The following is a 14,949-nucleotide window of genomic DNA, read 5'->3' on the forward strand; positions in this document are numbered from 1 at the left end:
CCGTCCTCACCTGTCATTGCTTCTTGACCTTCTGCCCGCCGATCTCGCGGTCCCAGCGGTCGAACGCGGCGACGAGGGCCTTGGCGTCCAGCGGCGGGGCCTTCGGGTTGTCGGCGATGAGCTTGTCGTACTCGGGACGTCCGAACTCCTCGATGGCCTGCCGGCTCTCCGCCGGCGCCATGTCCAGCGTCACGCCCTTGACCGCCGGACCGGGGTAGAAGTAGCCCTTGTCGAACGTGACCGCCTGCTGCTTGGGCTGGAGCGCGAACTTCATCACGTCGAGCAGGACGGCCAGCTTCTCGCCCGAGACGCCCTTGGGAACGACCATGTAGTGCGCGTCGGTGACCCAGGTGAAGCCCTCCAGCGGCTGGATCTTGACGTCCTTCGGCACCTGGCCGAGGACGCGCGGGTTGATGTCCCAGCCGGTGGTGCTGAGGACGATGTCGCGGGTTCCCTCGCCCAGCTCCTTCATCGTCTGGGTGGTGCCGGTCGGGTAGTACTCGATGTACTTGTCCAGCTCCTTGAGGTACTTCCAGGTCTTGGCCCAGCCGTTCGCCGGGTCCATGGGGTCCTTGTCCCCGAGGATGTAGGGCAGGCCCATCAGCCACGTCCGCCCGGGCCCCGAGTTGGACGGGCGCGCGTACATCAGCTTGTTCGGGTTCGCCTTGGCCCAGTCCAGCAGCTCGTCCGCCGTCGTGGGCGGGTCGGAGACGTTCTTCGGGTTGTACTCCAGCAGCGGCCCGGACGGGTAGTACGTCACGACGACGCCCTTGCCCTGCGCCAGGTCCTGCATCTTGGACGCCGGCTCCAGGTACAGCGACTTCAGGTCCGGGAGCTTGCCGGAGTACTTGCCGAGCACGTCAACCCACAGGTTCTGCTCCAGGCCCGCGGCGAGCCCGTCGGTGCCGGTCAGCACCAGGTCGATGTCGATCTGCCCGGCGTCCTGCTGGGCCTTGACCTTGCCGGCCAGCTCCGGCGAGGTCGCCTTCGTGTAGGTGATCTTGCTGATGAGCTCCGGGTGCTCCTTCTTGTAGTTCTCGAAGATCTCCTGGGTGAGCTGGAGGTTCCCGGCGACGTCGATGACGTTCAGGGTGACGGGGTCGGACGGCATCGTGACGTCCGCCGCGGACGGCTCGGACGCGGTGCCGCCGTCCGAGCCCGGCGCTCCGCAGCCGGCCAGCAGCAGTCCGGCGGCGGTCGCGAGGGTGAGGAGGGCGGATCGAGGAGTTCTCATGGGGTGGGCCTCCTGGCAGGACGTCCGGTCTCAGACGTCTGTTCCTTATGGCCGGGCCGGGCTCACACCGGCCCGGTGGTGCCTCGGATGAGGAGTCGGGTCGCCAGCTCCGCGGCCGGCGGCAGGGGAGGCGCCTTCGGCGCCCCGGGGTCGAGCATCGAGTGCATGGTGGCGGCCGCCGCCCGCGACAGCGCGTTCACGGGCATGGCCACCGTCGTGAGAGGTGGGTTGGTCATGGACGCCATCGGCACGTCGTCGAACCCGACGATGCTGATCCCTTCGGATCCATCGGGCTCACCGGGCACGCGTTTGCCGGGCACGGGGACGCCGCGCGCGGTGAGCCGTGACAGCACCCCGAGCGCGACCAGGTCGTTGTAGGCGAACACCGCGGTCACGCCGGCGGCGAGGACCTCGTCGGCGGCCCGGAAGCCGCCGGTGAAGCGCGGCTCGTACGGGCCGAGATCGACCAGTTCGATGCCGCGTTCCGCGCAGGCGGCGCCGATGAACTTGCGCCGCTGCCGGTTCGACCACGAGTTGGCCGGGCCGGACAGGTACGCGCACCGCCGGTGGCCGAGCGCGTGGACGTGCGCCGCCGCCTGATCCATGCCGGACTGGAAGTCCGACACGATCGACGGCGCCGACCGGCTCGTCCGGTAGGCGAGAACCACGGTCGTCTTGGACGCGACGGCCCGCAGCCGCGTCCCCGACATGCGCGGCGCGCACAGGATCAGCCCGTCCACCCGCTCGACCATGGCCTCGGCCAGCCTGACCTCCGTCGCCGTGTCCTCGTCGGTGTCGGCCAGGAACACCGCGAACTCGGTGTCCCTGAAGTAGGCCTCCACGCCCTTGATGAACGGCGCGAAGAACGGGTTGGCGATGTCGGGGACGATCAGCCCGACGTTGCGGGTCCGCCCGAGGACCAGCGACTGCGCCGCACGGTTCGGCTGGTAGCCCAGCCGTTCGGCGCACTCGAGCACGCGCCGCCGGGTCTCGGCGTTCACGAGCTCCGGGGAGTTCAGCGCACGCGAGACCGTCGAAGGCGATACCCCTGCGAGGCTCGCCACGGCCCGGATCGAGGCCCGGGTGCTGTCCGCGCTCATGCCGACGATTATGAAAACGTTTGCGGAACAGTGTCAATGGCCGGCGCCAAGAACCCTTGCCCGTGACCGACCCGTTACCCGGGCGCGCCTGGCCTGCGCAGCGGCTCGGGTGCGCATCGCGAGGGAGCCGGAGCGCGAGAAGGCCCCGCCGGATGTCGGCGGGGCCTTGCGAGCTGGTCGACGGCTTGGTGGTCGACGGCTTGGTGGTCGATGGCTTGGTGGTTATGGCGTCCGATTCAGTCGCCGTGTCCGGCGTCCTGCCGGTCCTGGCGGCAGGGCTCGCCGGTCACCCCCACTGGCCGGGCCGGTAGGCGCCGGCGGGCTGCCGGGTGATGACGTTCATGCGGTTCCAGGTGTTGATGAGGGCGATGCCGGACACCAGCGCGGCAAGCTGGTCGTCGTCGTAGTGCTTGGCGGCGTTCGCCCACGCTTCGTCGGTGACACCGCCGGCGGCGTCCGCGATGCGGGTGCCCTGTTCGGTCAGTTCCAAGGCGGCGCGCTCGGCTTCGGTGAAGACAGTCGCCTCCCGCCACGCCGCGACCAGGTTGAGCCGCACCGAGGTCTCCCCTGCGTGCGCGGCATCCTTGGTGTGCATGTCGACGCAGACGCCGCAGCCGTTGATCTGGCTGGCGCGGAGCCTCACCAGCTCCTGTGTGGCGGCGGGCAGCGTCGAGTCCGCGAGCGCCTTGCCCGCCGACTGGAGGTACTTCATGTACTTGGCCGCGACAGAGGTGCCGTAGTAGTCGAATCGAGCGTCCATGTCGATCTCCTTGCCGTGTCGGTTGTGACACCTCGATGACGGAACAGGCGGGCGAGATGTGACCCGGCTGGTCTCGTCATCTCGTCCGCCTTTAATAGGCGTAGGTCGATCCGCAGGTCAGGCGGCTACTGGAGATCATCAGAAATTCGCCGTCGACCGCTCTGCCGAAGGCGTCGATACCGCCCAGGCAGGCGTAGCGGGGTTCGTCCTCGCTGGAGAAGGAGAACAGCATCACGGTGTTCGGCTTGGACGCGATCGTGTCGGTGACGCGCATCGGCTCGTCCTCGGCGAAGGTGAAAATGATGGTGGCCGGCGGCCGTCCCTTCTTCATCACCCCGTAGCCGGTGCGGCCGTCCGGGGCCATCACCGCGGAGGTGATCCATCCGGAGTCGTCCGGTTGACGGAACAGGCGGCGGGCCGCGCGCAGGTCGGTGCCCTGCTCATCGGTGTCGAGAGCGTGGACGGCGACGTTCACGACTCTGCCCGCGTCCGGAAAGCCCGGGTTGACGGGGCCGTCGGCGGACGGCGCATTTCGGCGGACGTCTCCGAGCGTGTAGCCGAGGGTGTCGTTGTCGCTCGCCCAGACGATCTCGCCGATGACGGAAGGCCCGATCGTTCTCCATGTGCGGCGGCTGCCCGAGTCGATGTCCAGAACGGTCAAGGCGGCGCGCGACGGCTGGGGGACGTCCATGCACGGAGTTGTCGCGAAGGCGATCCGGTCGCCGTCCGGGCTCATCGCCAGGCCCGCGACACGGGACGGGATGACGCCTTCGTGCAATGGCGCGATATCGGTCGCATGGCCGTCGCCGGCGAGCCGGAACCGGTGGATGCGCGACTCGCACGGCTTGTCGCGGGACGAGGCCACCAAGAATGTCCCCTCGGGGCCTGCGAGGAGTTCTCGTGCTTTACCAGCGGAAGGCGAAGGCGGCTGGACGGAGTCGGTCAGACGTTTCCGTCCGCTCTGCAGCGAATGCACCTGGAACCATGGTTCAGGTCCGTTGTCCTGTAAGGGACCTCCGGTTGGCCCAACGGTGACGATAAAGCGCGGTTTCCGGTGGTCACCGTAGGGCGTCGTGGACAAAGCGTGTTCGTCGGCCAGCAGTTGCACGGCGCCGATGGAGGCTGCGACGGACAACGCCATCGCGACCGGTGCCGCCCATCGTCGTATCCGCCATGACAGCGGGTCGCGGTCGTGTGGCTCGTCCCATTCGTCCGGCATCTGATGATCATGCCGTGCCGCGGCGCCGCCGCGGGCTCGTTCAGGACGATCGGGCCGTGGCCACGGCGGCCTGCCCGAGGCTGATACCGCCGTCGTTGGGCGGGACGCGGTGGTGGGTCAGCACGTCGAAGCCAGCGTCAGCAAGGCCGGACACGGCGCGGTCCAGCAGGAACATGTTCTGGAACACGCCGCCGGACAGCGCGACCGTGCCGAGCCCTGTCGTGGCCCGGATGCGGGTCGCGCCGTCCACGATCAGGGAGGCCACGCCGTTGTGGAATCTCGCGGCGATCAGCGGGACGGGGACGCCGGCCTGGACGTCGGCCACCACCGCGTCGAGCAGGTCACCGCCCCGCACCGTGAAACCTTCCGCTCCGTCGATGGACGCCGGGTATGCGGCGAGCTCCGAGGGGTCGGCGCGCTGTTCCAGTTCGATGGCGGCCTGTCCCTCGTAGTTGACCACGTCGCGGACGCCGACGACCGCTGCGACCGCGTCGAACAGGCGTCCCATGCTGGATGTGAGCGGTGCGTTGACACGGCGGCGCGCCATCGCGTCGACCGCGGCCCAGCCGGGCCGGCGGGCGACCGGCAGGTCGTCCGGGACTCCGTAGGCGGCCGCCATCCGCCACGGCTCGCGGATCGCCGCCGCGCCGCCCGGCATCGGTACCGGGTCCAGATGTCCGGCCCGTTCGAAGCCGCGCAGGTCGGCGACGAGGAACTCGCCGCCCCACAGCGTGCCGTCCGTGCCGAAGCCGGTGCCGTCGAAGGCGACGCCGATCACCGGGCCGGCCGCACCGTTGTCGGCCAGGCAGGACGCGATGTGCGCGTGGTGGTGCTGGACGGCGATCAGCGGCAGGTCCCCGTCGCGGGCGTACCGGTCGTGGGCGTACTTGGTCGACAGGTACTCGGGGTGCGGGTCGCAGGCGACCATTTCGGGGGTGATGTCGAACAGCCGCCGGAAATGCCCGATGCCCTCCTCGAAGGCGCGGAGCGTCTCGTAGTTCTCCAGGTCGCCGATGTGGTGGGAGATGAAGGCCCGGCCGTCGCGGGTCAGGCAGAACGTGTTCTTCAGCTCGGCCCCGCACGCCAGGACGGACCGTCCCCGCGCGATCGGCACGGGTTCCGGGGTGTACCCGCGCGAGCGCCGCACCGGCAGCGGACGGCCTCGGAAGGCCCGCACCACCGAGTCGTCGGTGCGCGTGTGGATCGGACGGTCGTGGAACAGGAACGCGTCGGCGATGCCGCTGAGCCGTTCGAAGGCGTCGTCGTCCCGGTAGGCGATCGGCTCATCGGAGACGTTCGCACTGGTCAGGACGAGTGGTTCGGTCACCAGCAGGTGGTGCAGCGGGGTGTAGGGCAGCATGAGGCCGACGAAGTCGTTGCCCGGCGCGACGGCGGCCGCCAGCCGTGCCCCGCGGCACGGCACGCCGGGGCGCCGGCGGGCCAAGACGATCGGACGCCGGGGCCCGGTGAGCAGTCCCTCCTCGGTGTCGTCGAGCAGGCAGATCGCGCGGGCGGCCGGCAGGCCGGGCACCATGACGGCGAACGGCCTGTCCGCACGGTGCTTGCGTGCGCGCAGTGCGGCCACCGCGTCCTCGTCCGCGGCCCGCGCCGCCAGGTGGTAGCCGCCCAGTCCTTTGACGGCGAGGACGGCCCCGTCCGCGAGCAGTGCCCGAGCGGCCGCGATCGGGTCCGCCGCAGCGTGGCCCGCAGGAGGGCGCGCCGGGCCGGCGATCCCTGCGCACTCCGACGTGGGTGCGGATGCGAGTAGCGACAGGGAGGGACCGCAGTCAGGGCAGCACACCGGCTGGGCATGGAACCGGCGGTCCGCCGGGTCGCCGTACTCGGCGGCACACGGGCCGCACATCGCGAAACCCGCCATGGTCGTGTTGGGGCGGTCGTACGGGACGTCCGTCACGATCGTAAAGCGCGGCCCGCAGCCGGTGCAGTTGATGAACGGGTACCCGTGGCGCCGGTCGGCCGGGTCGCGGAGTTCGCGGAGGCAGTCGTCGCAGGTCGCGGAGTCCCAGGACACCAGTGCGCGCTGGTCCCCCGACGCTTCGCTGCGCACGATCGCGAAGCCGCCGCGTCCCTGTGCGTCGAGGTTCCGCGTGGTGACGCGTTCGACGACGGCCAGCCGCGGCGGGCGGGTGCGCAGGCCGTCCAGGAACCGCCCGACCACGTCGGGTGCGCCCTCGACCTCGATGAACACGCCGCCCGCGTCGTTGCCGACCAGCCCGGACAGTCCGAGGCCGATCGCGAGCCCGTGCACGAACGGACGGAACCCGACGCCCTGCACGACCCCCTCGACGCGGACGCCGACCCTGACGTCCATCCCGCCATTCTGCCTGGTCGACGTCCCCTGAACGGGAAGGCCCGCGCGGAGGGCGTGTCCGGGCCGCGGTGTGCCGCGGGGCCGGCGCGAGTCGGTCGCGGCCGGGCCCCGCAGCGGGGTCACGCGGCGGAGGTCACTCCGATCCGGTGTAGGCGGCGATGGTGCGGTCCGCGCAGGCCCGGGCGAGGGACGCGTCGGTGCCGGACGCGATGTGCGCCTCGCGCCACGCCTCGCCGCTCTGCCGCGTGAACTCCTTGCCCTCGTCCGTCATGGCCCACTCCGGGCCCATCCCCTCGGGGACGCCCTCGCCGGACCCCAGGTGCAGGGCGAGGCCGAGGAGTCCCTGGTCCCAGCCGATGCCGACGGCGCCGGGTCCGAACTGGTTCCACATGTCGTCGTCGACGTGGGCGATGTGCTCCAGTTCGAGGCGGGCCCGGTCGTCCGCCTCGGGGGTCAGCCGCACCTCGATCCAGCTGGTCTGGCCGCCGTACTCCCACGTCGCGAAGAATTCCTTGGGCGGGTCGCAGCGCTCGATCGTCCCGCTCGCGTTGCCCTCCAGCTCGTAGCGGCCGCCGAGCCGCAGGTCGCCGGAGACGGGCAGGAACCAGCGCGAGATGCGCTCGGGGGTGGTGACGGCGTCCCACAGGTCCTCGACGCCGGTGTCGTAGATCTGGCTGACCGTCGTGGTCCGCGCGGCTCCGGCCTCCAGCACCCGCTCGCCGACCCGGCGCCGCACCGCGTTGATCTGACCGGTCACTTCGATCATGGCTGGCTCCCTGCTTCCCGTCCTGGTGGCTGTTCGTCCCTTGGCGCCTGCTCGTCCGGTGTCCGGCGGTCCAGGCGGCGTGCGCGCTTACCACGGGCGATCTCCGTCGCCAGGGAGTCCAGGTGCGGCGTCCAGAACCGGCGGAAGCGGTCGAGCCACGCGTCGACCTCCCGCAGCGGCCCGGAGTCGACGGCGTAGAGGCGCCGTGTGCCCTCCGCGCGCACGACCGCGAACCCGGTGTCCCGCAGCACCTTCAGATGCTGCGACACCGCGGGCTGCGAGATCCCGAACTCTTCCCGGATGACACCCGACACCTCCCCGGAGGACCGTTCGCCGTCGGCGAGCAGCTCCAGGATCCTGCGTCGGACCGGATCACCCAGCACATCGAATGCGTGCACGCGACCAAGCTACAGCCTCAACTTATATAAGCCAAGTCTTAAATACTTACCGGCTGGCCGCGGACAGGAGATCCTCGAACGGAACAGGGGTGTCGTACGGGTCGGGCTTCGCCGGCGCGGGGCGGGCGTTCATCAGCGCCGCGAGCTCCACGCCGGCACGGGCGACCCGCTCCGCGAGGGGGCCGGCATCGCCGGCCGCGCCGCCTTCGGACCCTCCGGCACCGCCCCAGTCCTCGGACGCCGCGTACACGGCGGTCGGGACGACCGCGGCGCGCAGGTAGGCGAACAGCGGGCGCATGGCGTAGTCGATGGCGAGGGAGTGCCGCTCGGTCCCGCCGGTCGCGCCGAGCAGCACCGGCTTGCCGTCCAGGGAATCGCGTCCGACGACGTCGAAGAAGGTCTTGAACAGGCCGCTGTAGGACGCGTTGAAGACGGGCGTCACGGCGATCAGCCCGTCGGCGGTCGCGACCGCCTCGACGGCGGCGCGGAACGCCCCGGCCGGGAAGCCGGTCAGGGCCGCGTCCACCAACGCGTGCGCGTGGTCGCGCAGCTCGATCACCTCGATGGCGGCGTCGCGCCCGGAGGCGTCCGGGCGCAGGGCGGCGGCGGCCGCCCTGGCGAGCCGGTCGGCGAGGAGCCGGGTGGACGACGGCTGCCCGAGCCCGGCGGAGACCACGGCGAGCGTGCTCATCGAACCTCCTCGGCGTTCCGCCGCGCCTCGGCGCGGGACGCGTGGGTGGGGGCCGTCGCGGGGACGTGCGCCGGGCGCAGCGCCTCGAACTCCCTGCGCAGGATCGGGACGACCTCCTCCCCCAGCATGTCGATCTGCTCCAGGACGGTCTTCAGCGGCAGCCCGGCGTGGTCCATCAGGAACAGCTGGCGCTGGTAGTCGCCGAAGTTGTCGCGGAACGTCAGGGTCTTGTCGATGACCTGCTGCGGGCTGCCGACGGTGAGGGGCGTCTCGGCGGTGAACTCCTCCAGCGAGGGGCCGTGCCCGTACACCGGGGCGTTGTCGAAGTAGGGACGGAACTCGCGGACGGCGTCCTGGGAGTTCTTCCGCATGAAGACCTGCCCGCCGAGGCCGACGATCGCCTGGTCGGCGGAGCCGTGACCGTAGTGCTCGTAGCGCTGCCGGTAGAGGCCGATCAGCCGCTGGAAGTGCTCCTTGGGCCAGAAGATGTGATTGGCGAAGAAGCCGTCGCCGTAGTAGGCGGCCTGCTCGGCGATCTCGGGGCTGCGGATGGAGCCGTGCCACACGAACGGCGGGACGCCGTCCAGCGGGCGCGGCGTCGAGGTGAACGACTGCAGCGGAGTGCGGAACCTGCCCTCCCAGTCGACGACGTCCTCGCGCCAGAGCCGGTGCAGGAGGTGGTAGTTCTCGATGGCGAGCGGGATGCCGTCGCGGATGTCCTTGCCGAACCACGGGTAGACGGGCGCCATGTTGCCGCGTCCCATCATCAGGTCCACCCGGCCGCCGGCCAGGTGCTGGAGCATCGCGAAGTCCTCGGCGATCTTCACCGGGTCGTTGGTGGTGATCAGCGTCGTCGCGGTGGACAGGATCAGCCGCTCGGTGCGGGCCGCGATGTAGCCGAGCATCGTCGTCGGGGACGACGGGACGAACGGCGGATTGTGGTGCTCGCCGGTGGCGAAGACGTCGAGCCCGGCCTCTTCGGCCTTCGCCGCGATGGCGACCATCGCCTGGATCCGCTCGGCCTCGGACGGGACGCGTCCGGTGGTGGGGTCCGGGGTCACGTCACCGACGGTGAAGATTCCGAACTGCATGCCGGGCTCCAAAAATAGTAGAACTTTCAATCACCTTATCGAACGCCGCAGGCGGAGATCATATTCCTGGCCGTCCCGCAGGTCCCGGACGGCCGAGCCGGGTACCCTGAAGCCCCTTGGTCTGATCGGCCGCCTCGGGGGAATGCTGGTCCCATGATCGGAGCGCGGATCACATGATCGGGGATCACGTCCTGGCGGGATACGTCAACGACGGCGGCGGCAGGGAGGCGGTCGACCTGGCGTCCGCGATCGTCGCACTGACCGGCGGGCGGCTGAGCGTGGCGACGGTCCATCCCCCGGACCTCCCGGCGGCCGCAGGCGAGGCCCGCGCGCTGCTGGACCAGGTTCCCGACCTGCTGGACGGCCAGCCCGCCGACCTCCTCACCCAGGAGGGGCGCAGCGTCGCCCGCGGGCTCACCGTCCTCGCCAGCCGGATCGGCGCCGACCTGATCGTCGTCGGCTCCCCCGAGGGCGGCGCGCGCGGACGCATCGGCGTCGGCGCCGCCGCCGACCACCTGCTGCACTCGGCGACCGAGGCCGTGATGCTCACCCCGGCCGGCTACACACCGCCCGAGGACCTCGGCCGCATCACGGTCATGTACGTCCGGCGGCCGCAGTGCGACGACGCGGTCATCCGCACGGCGCAGGCCGCCGAGCGCCTGGACGTCCCCCTGCGCCTGGTCACGCTCGCCGTCGGCGACGTCGGCGGAGACGACGGCGCCGAACGGCTCCGCGACGACCTGGCCCTCGCCATCCGCCTCGCCGTGGACTCCGCCGACCTGCCCCCCGAGGACGTCTCCGCGGAACTCGCCGAGGGCGACGACGTCGCCGACGCCCTGGACGACGTCGACTGGCCCGAGGACGAGATCCTCGTCCTCGCGTCCAGCGAGGACGCCGCCGCCCACCGCGTGTTCCTGGGCGAGGTCGCTCTCAAGGTTCTGCGCGCCGCATCGTGCCCCGTGACCGTCCTGCCCAGGGGCTACTTCTGAGTAGCCCGATTTGACCGGTTTCACGGAACAGGTTGCCGCCCAGGGTTTACCTCGGCTACATTCCGTCGAGATCAGAACGTGACCTTGGAACGTGCCCGTGCGGCACGGCATGGTCCGTCCCCCCCGGTCGGGCACCACCCTGCCCGGACGAGCGAGGCGGCAGGGAGCGCAATGGACCCGATCGGCAAGAAGCTGCTCGACATCGCCGAGAACGAACTCGGATACACCGAGAAGGGCGACGGCTACACCAAGTTCGGCAACTGGTGGACCGAGAACGTCGACGGCGACCACGACGACTACTTCACGACGGCCCCCTGGTGCGACATGTTCCTCGCCTGGGCCGCCGACAAGGCCGACGTCACCGAGCAGGTCGGGCAGTTCGCCGCCACCGTCGACCACGCCAAGTGGTTCGAGAAGCACGACGCCTGGGGCAGCGAGCCCGAACCGGGCGCCATCGTCTTCTACGACTGGAACGGCTCCAAGGACATCGACCGGATCGACCACGTCGGCATCGTCGAGAAGGTCGACGGGCACACCCTCCACACCATCGAGGGCAACGCCGACGGCTACAAGCTCATGCGCAAGACCCGCGACATGGGCACCGTCGTGGGCTTCGGCTACCCCTCCAAGGTCAAGGTCGAGGCCAAGTACACCCCGAAACACGCCGCCGCTGCCCCCACCGTCGACAAGGTCGGCACCCGCACCACCTCGACCAACACCCACGAGCAGGAGCACGCCGCCCCCGAGCAGCTCCCCACCCAGGAGGTCGTCCTCGGCGGCATCCTCGCCTTCGTGCTGTGCGGCAGCGTCGCCCTCGCCGCCGGGCGTGCCGCCGCCGCCAAGACCCCCACCACACCGCCCATCCGCGTCCGCAAGCGCGGCAAGCACCACCGTCCCTCCACCCCCGTCGCCCTGCCCGCCGACCTCACCCCCGCCGACCTCGAGTCCGCGGACGCCGGCACCGCCGTCATGCCCGTCCTCTCCCTCGCCGCCGCCCACGAGGCGGAGGACCGCGAGTTCTGGGGCCGCATCGCCCACCTCGAAGAGGACAGCGAACTCGCCTTCTGGAACTCCCTGCACGACGAAGTCAGCGAGACCACACCCGCCCTGTACGCAAGCACCCCTGGATTCCGCTAGAGTTGTCCGTGCAAGCCCGGAGGGCGACCTCCGGTCGGCACGCGGACGTGGCTCAGTTGGTAGAGCATCACCTTGCCAAGGTGAGGGTCGCGGGTTCGAATCCCGTCGTCCGCTCTGAGGCCCCCGGTCAGGCCTCGCTCTGGTGGAGTGGCCGAGAGGCGAGGCAACGGCCTGCAAAGCCGTGTACACGGGTTCAAATCCCGTCTCCACCTCGCAGCACACAAGGGCGATTAGCTCAGTGGGAGAGCGCTACCTTGACACGGTAGAGGCCACTGGTTCAATCCCAGTATCGCCCACCACACCAGCCCAGGTCAGGCACACACAAGCCGACCTGGGCTTCGTCGTTTCGACCCGGTAGGACGCGAAACCGGAGCACGCTGCTCCGCCTACACCCGTCGCGCTTGTCCCTCTGCTCTCCGTGCCCTGCGGTCGATGGGACGTCCCGCGCGCGCCGCGTCGCCGGACCGCTCACGGCCCGTGCCGGTTCCGCGCCCCCGAATGTTAAGCCGGGGGGAGACATTTCTCAGTCTGGGCGTTATCTTGACGTGAATCTATCAGGTAATCCTGAGATGGACTCACTCTCAAATGAGGATGACGAACGGGAAGGGAAGCGCATAGGTGGGCAGAAACGTAGAGACCGGGCCTGCTCTGGGTGATCCGGGCAGGCGACGTTTCCTGGGGTACTCCGGGATCGGGGCGCTGGCACTGGCGTTCGGGCCGTTGCGGGCGGAGCCGTCGACCCTGATCCGTGAGGTGACCCGGTTCAAGGACAATCCGTTCAGCCTCGGCATCGCGTCCGGCGATCCGCTGCCCGACTCGGTCGTCCTGTGGACGCGGCTGGCACCGGAACCGCTGGCATCGCTCGGCGGCATGGAGCCGCATCGCGTCCCCGTCCGCTGGCAGGTCGCCGAGGACGCGCGGTTCCGCCGGATCGTCCGGGAGGGGACGGCGACCGCGAGGCCGGAGTACGCGCACTCGGTGCACGTCGACGTGCGCGGCCTGCAGCCCGGACGGGAGTACTTCTACCGGTTCCAGGCGGGCAACGAGATCTCACCGGCGGGCCGGACCAAGACCGCCCCCGCCCCCGGGGCGACGGCGAACGCGTTCACCTTCGGGATGGTGTCGTGCCAGGCATGGTTCGACGGCTACTACACCGCGTACGGCCACCTGGCCGAGGAGGACCTCGACCTGGTCGTTCATCTCGGCGACTACCTGTACGAATACGGCGTGCAGACCAACGGCGGCAGACCGGACACACCGGTGCCGGACAAGTTCCACACCCCCACCGTGCACCTGTCGGAGTATCGCGACCGGTATGCGCTCTACAAGCTCGACCCGGAGCTGCAGGCCGCGCACGCCATGGCACCGTGGCTCGTCACGTGGGACGACCACGAGGTCGTCGACAACTACGCCGACCTCGCCCACCCGTCGGCGCCGCCGGAGGACTTCCTGGTCCGCCGCGCCAACGCCTACCGGGCGTACTGGGAGCACATGCCGCTGCGGGCGCTGGAGCCGGCCGGCCAGAACATGTCGCTGTACCGCCGGTTCACCTTCGGCCGGCTGCTGGAGTTCAGCGTCCTGGACACCCGCCAGTACCGCAGTGACCAGGCGTGCGGCGACGGCCTGGAGACCGACTGCGCCCAGCGGCTGGACCCGTCCCGGACGATGCTCGGCGACGCCCAGGAGGCGTGGCTGCTGGACGGCCTCGGACGCTCGCAGGCGACGTGGAACGTTCTGGCGCAGCAGATCATGGTGTCGCAGGTCGACTTCAACACCGATCCCGGGCAGGCGTTCGGGATGGACCTGTGGGACGGGTACAAGCCGTCCCGGGACCGGCTGCTGAACGGGATCGTCGAGCGGAACGTGAGCAACCCGATCGTGCTGTCGGGCGACTTCCACCGCAGCATGGCCGCGAACGTCAAGCAGGACTTCGACGACCCCGCGTCCCCCACGATCGCGACGGAGTTCCTCGGTTCGTCCATCTCGTCCGGCATGGACGGGGCGGACATGGACGAGTACGGCTCGCAGTTCCTCGCGGCCAACGACCACATCCGCTTCTACAACGGGCAGCGCGGATACATGACGTTCAACGTCACGCCCGGCACATGGAACGCGTCCTACCGTGTCGTGCCGTACGTCCGGGAGCGCGGCGCGCCCGTGTTCACCCGCGCGAGCTTCTCCGTCGAGGACGGCAGGCCCGGCCTGCAGGCCGACTCGCAGAGCGCGGCACGCGGCACGAGCTACCTGCCCGCCTCCGAGGTCGATCCTCCCGAGCCGCTGAAGGGGAACCGCAAGTGAGCGTTCGCAAGATCATCGCCCTGCTGGCCGTGTCGCTCACGGCGGTCGCCGGCGTCGTCCTGCACGCCGGCGCGGCCTCCGCCGCCGAACAGGGGCGCGGGTCGGTCACGATGACGCTGCAGTCCGGGCCGCTGGACGTGCTCGCCGCCCCGTGCGGAGGCGAGCCGCTGGTGGTCGCCCTCACCAACTCCGGCCCCGAGGGCGCCTACGCCGACGTGTTCATCACGCCGGAGCGTCCCCTCGTCACCTCGCATGACGTCATATCGACCTACGTGCCGCCTGACGGCGACGTCGTCGTCCGGGTACAGGTCTCCGCGCCGCTCGGCTCCGCCGGAGGGACCCACGACGTGTCGCTGCGGCTGGGTCCGCACGGGCCTCGGCAGGACGCTTCCGTCACGGTCACGCCGAAGCCGTCCGGGCCGGGCGCCAACCTCGCCCTCGGCGGTCCCGTCAACGCCTCGTCCACGCACGGCAACTTCCACGTGTGCGGCGCTGTGGACGGCAACACCGACTCCGAGGCCTGGTCCACGCGCACCGGCTGGAACGACGGCACGCGCACGGTGTTCCCGGACACCTACACGGTCGAGTTCGGCGCCCCGCAGCCGATCGACCGGATCGTCCTGTACACCCTGGACTCCGCGCGCTATCCCGCCGCTCGCTACGGCCTGCGGGACTTCGACGTGCAGGTGCTCGGCGGCGGCGAGTGGACGACGGTGTCGAGCGTCCGCGGCAACGCCACGGGCCGGCTGGAGATCTCGCCCGATCCGGTCGTCTCCGCCACGTCGGTACGCGTCGTCGCGCTCGCGTCCAACAGCGGCGACTACTCCCGCATCGTCGAGCTGGAGGTCTATCAGGACTCGTAATGGCCGCCGTTCGCCCACGTGATGCCGGCCGTCGCGGGGTCGGCGATCGTCGACCCCGCCACGGCCTGCGA

The 14,949-nt window shown here is 70.4% G+C and carries 13 protein-coding genes and 3 tRNA genes; 7 read left to right on the forward strand and 9 right to left on the reverse strand.

Features of this window, described 5'->3' with window-relative positions; translation table 11 throughout:
* Window positions 1–13: 13 nt before the first annotated feature.
* From ACGFK0_RS23660 to ACGFK0_RS23700, 9 genes are all read right to left on the reverse strand, one after another.
* A complete protein-coding gene (locus tag ACGFK0_RS23660; protein ID WP_392908132.1) occupies window positions 14–1,234 on the reverse strand; it encodes an extracellular solute-binding protein in 1,221 nt (406 codons plus the stop codon).
* Window positions 1,235–1,296: 62 nt separating this feature from the next.
* On the reverse strand, window positions 1,297–2,334 hold the full coding sequence (locus tag ACGFK0_RS23665) for a LacI family DNA-binding transcriptional regulator (protein WP_392908134.1): 1,038 nt from the start codon (window positions 2,332–2,334) through the stop codon (window positions 1,297–1,299).
* 286 nt (window positions 2,335–2,620) lie between these two features.
* Window positions 2,621–3,094, reverse strand: coding sequence for a carboxymuconolactone decarboxylase family protein (locus ACGFK0_RS23670; RefSeq protein ID WP_392908137.1), 474 nt, complete (start codon window positions 3,092–3,094; stop codon window positions 2,621–2,623).
* 91 nt (window positions 3,095–3,185) lie between these two features.
* Entirely contained in the window at window positions 3,186–4,202 is a 1,017-nt protein-coding gene (locus tag ACGFK0_RS23675) for a hypothetical protein (RefSeq protein ID WP_392908139.1), read from the reverse strand.
* 151 nt (window positions 4,203–4,353) lie between these two features.
* Window positions 4,354–6,645, reverse strand: coding sequence for a carbamoyltransferase HypF (gene hypF / locus ACGFK0_RS23680; RefSeq protein WP_392908142.1), 2,292 nt, complete (start codon window positions 6,643–6,645; stop codon window positions 4,354–4,356).
* 133 nt (window positions 6,646–6,778) lie between these two features.
* The gene (locus ACGFK0_RS23685) at window positions 6,779–7,411 is read right to left on the reverse strand and encodes an SRPBCC family protein (protein ID WP_392908145.1); all 633 of its coding nucleotides are present in this window, start codon (window positions 7,409–7,411) and stop codon (window positions 6,779–6,781) included.
* The gene (locus ACGFK0_RS23690) at window positions 7,408–7,809 is read right to left on the reverse strand and encodes an ArsR/SmtB family transcription factor (protein ID WP_392908147.1); all 402 of its coding nucleotides are present in this window, start codon (window positions 7,807–7,809) and stop codon (window positions 7,408–7,410) included. The genes ACGFK0_RS23685 and ACGFK0_RS23690 overlap by 4 nt, the downstream gene beginning before the upstream one ends.
* A gap of 46 nt (window positions 7,810–7,855) precedes the next feature.
* Window positions 7,856–8,500: a CE1759 family FMN reductase gene (locus ACGFK0_RS23695; RefSeq protein ID WP_392908151.1), complete on the reverse strand. Its 645-nt coding sequence runs from the start codon at window positions 8,498–8,500 to the stop codon at window positions 7,856–7,858.
* Window positions 8,497–9,591, reverse strand: a complete 1,095-nt coding sequence (locus tag ACGFK0_RS23700) for an LLM class flavin-dependent oxidoreductase (RefSeq protein WP_392908153.1) — start codon at window positions 9,589–9,591, stop codon at window positions 8,497–8,499. The genes ACGFK0_RS23695 and ACGFK0_RS23700 overlap by 4 nt, the downstream gene beginning before the upstream one ends.
* Before the next feature lie 173 nt (window positions 9,592–9,764).
* Here ACGFK0_RS23700 and ACGFK0_RS23705 point away from each other — a divergent pair, with 173 nt between their 5' ends.
* From ACGFK0_RS23705 to ACGFK0_RS23735, 7 genes are all read left to right on the forward strand, one after another.
* On the forward strand, window positions 9,765–10,580 hold the full coding sequence (locus ACGFK0_RS23705) for a universal stress protein (protein ID WP_392908155.1): 816 nt from the start codon (window positions 9,765–9,767) through the stop codon (window positions 10,578–10,580).
* 171 nt (window positions 10,581–10,751) lie between these two features.
* Window positions 10,752–11,717 (forward strand): CHAP domain-containing protein, encoded by a 966-nt coding sequence (locus tag ACGFK0_RS23710; protein WP_392908157.1) that lies wholly within the window; start codon window positions 10,752–10,754, stop codon window positions 11,715–11,717.
* A gap of 41 nt (window positions 11,718–11,758) precedes the next feature.
* Window positions 11,759–11,831 (forward strand) — tRNA-Gly (locus tag ACGFK0_RS23715).
* A 27-nt stretch (window positions 11,832–11,858) separates the two neighbouring features.
* Window positions 11,859–11,929: transfer RNA gene (locus ACGFK0_RS23720), tRNA-Cys, on the forward strand.
* Between the two features lie 12 nt (window positions 11,930–11,941).
* Window positions 11,942–12,016, forward strand: a tRNA-Val gene (locus tag ACGFK0_RS23725).
* A 319-nt stretch (window positions 12,017–12,335) separates the two neighbouring features.
* Entirely contained in the window at window positions 12,336–14,015 is a 1,680-nt protein-coding gene (locus ACGFK0_RS23730) for an alkaline phosphatase D family protein (protein ID WP_392908159.1), read from the forward strand.
* Complete coding sequence (locus ACGFK0_RS23735) at window positions 14,012–14,878, forward strand: discoidin domain-containing protein (RefSeq protein WP_392908162.1); 867 nt, start codon at window positions 14,012–14,014, stop codon at window positions 14,876–14,878. The genes ACGFK0_RS23730 and ACGFK0_RS23735 overlap by 4 nt, the downstream gene beginning before the upstream one ends.
* Window positions 14,879–14,949 lie beyond the last annotated feature (71 nt).

The organism is Spirillospora sp. NPDC048823, from assembly GCF_043198445.1.
In the GTDB taxonomy this organism is placed as follows: domain Bacteria; phylum Actinomycetota; class Actinomycetes; order Streptosporangiales; family Streptosporangiaceae; genus Spirillospora.

Coding starts and splice junctions, on each gene's coding strand:
- ACGFK0_RS23670 (WP_392908137.1), bottom strand. CDS start 3,094: ATGGACGCTCGATTCGACTACTACGGCACCTCTGTCGCGGCCAAGTAC.
- ACGFK0_RS23685 (WP_392908145.1), bottom strand. CDS start 7,411: ATGATCGAAGTGACCGGTCAGATCAACGCGGTGCGGCGCCGGGTCGGC.
- hypF (WP_392908142.1), bottom strand. CDS start 6,645: ATGGACGTCAGGGTCGGCGTCCGCGTCGAGGGGGTCGTGCAGGGCGTC.
- ACGFK0_RS23705 (WP_392908155.1), top strand. CDS start 9,765: ATGATCGGGGATCACGTCCTGGCGGGATACGTCAACGACGGCGGCGGC.
- ACGFK0_RS23660 (WP_392908132.1), bottom strand. CDS start 1,234: ATGAGAACTCCTCGATCCGCCCTCCTCACCCTCGCGACCGCCGCCGGA.
- ACGFK0_RS23695 (WP_392908151.1), bottom strand. CDS start 8,500: ATGAGCACGCTCGCCGTGGTCTCCGCCGGGCTCGGGCAGCCGTCGTCC.
- ACGFK0_RS23665 (WP_392908134.1), bottom strand. CDS start 2,334: ATGAGCGCGGACAGCACCCGGGCCTCGATCCGGGCCGTGGCGAGCCTC.
- ACGFK0_RS23700 (WP_392908153.1), bottom strand. CDS start 9,591: ATGCAGTTCGGAATCTTCACCGTCGGTGACGTGACCCCGGACCCCACC.
- ACGFK0_RS23710 (WP_392908157.1), top strand. CDS start 10,752: ATGGACCCGATCGGCAAGAAGCTGCTCGACATCGCCGAGAACGAACTC.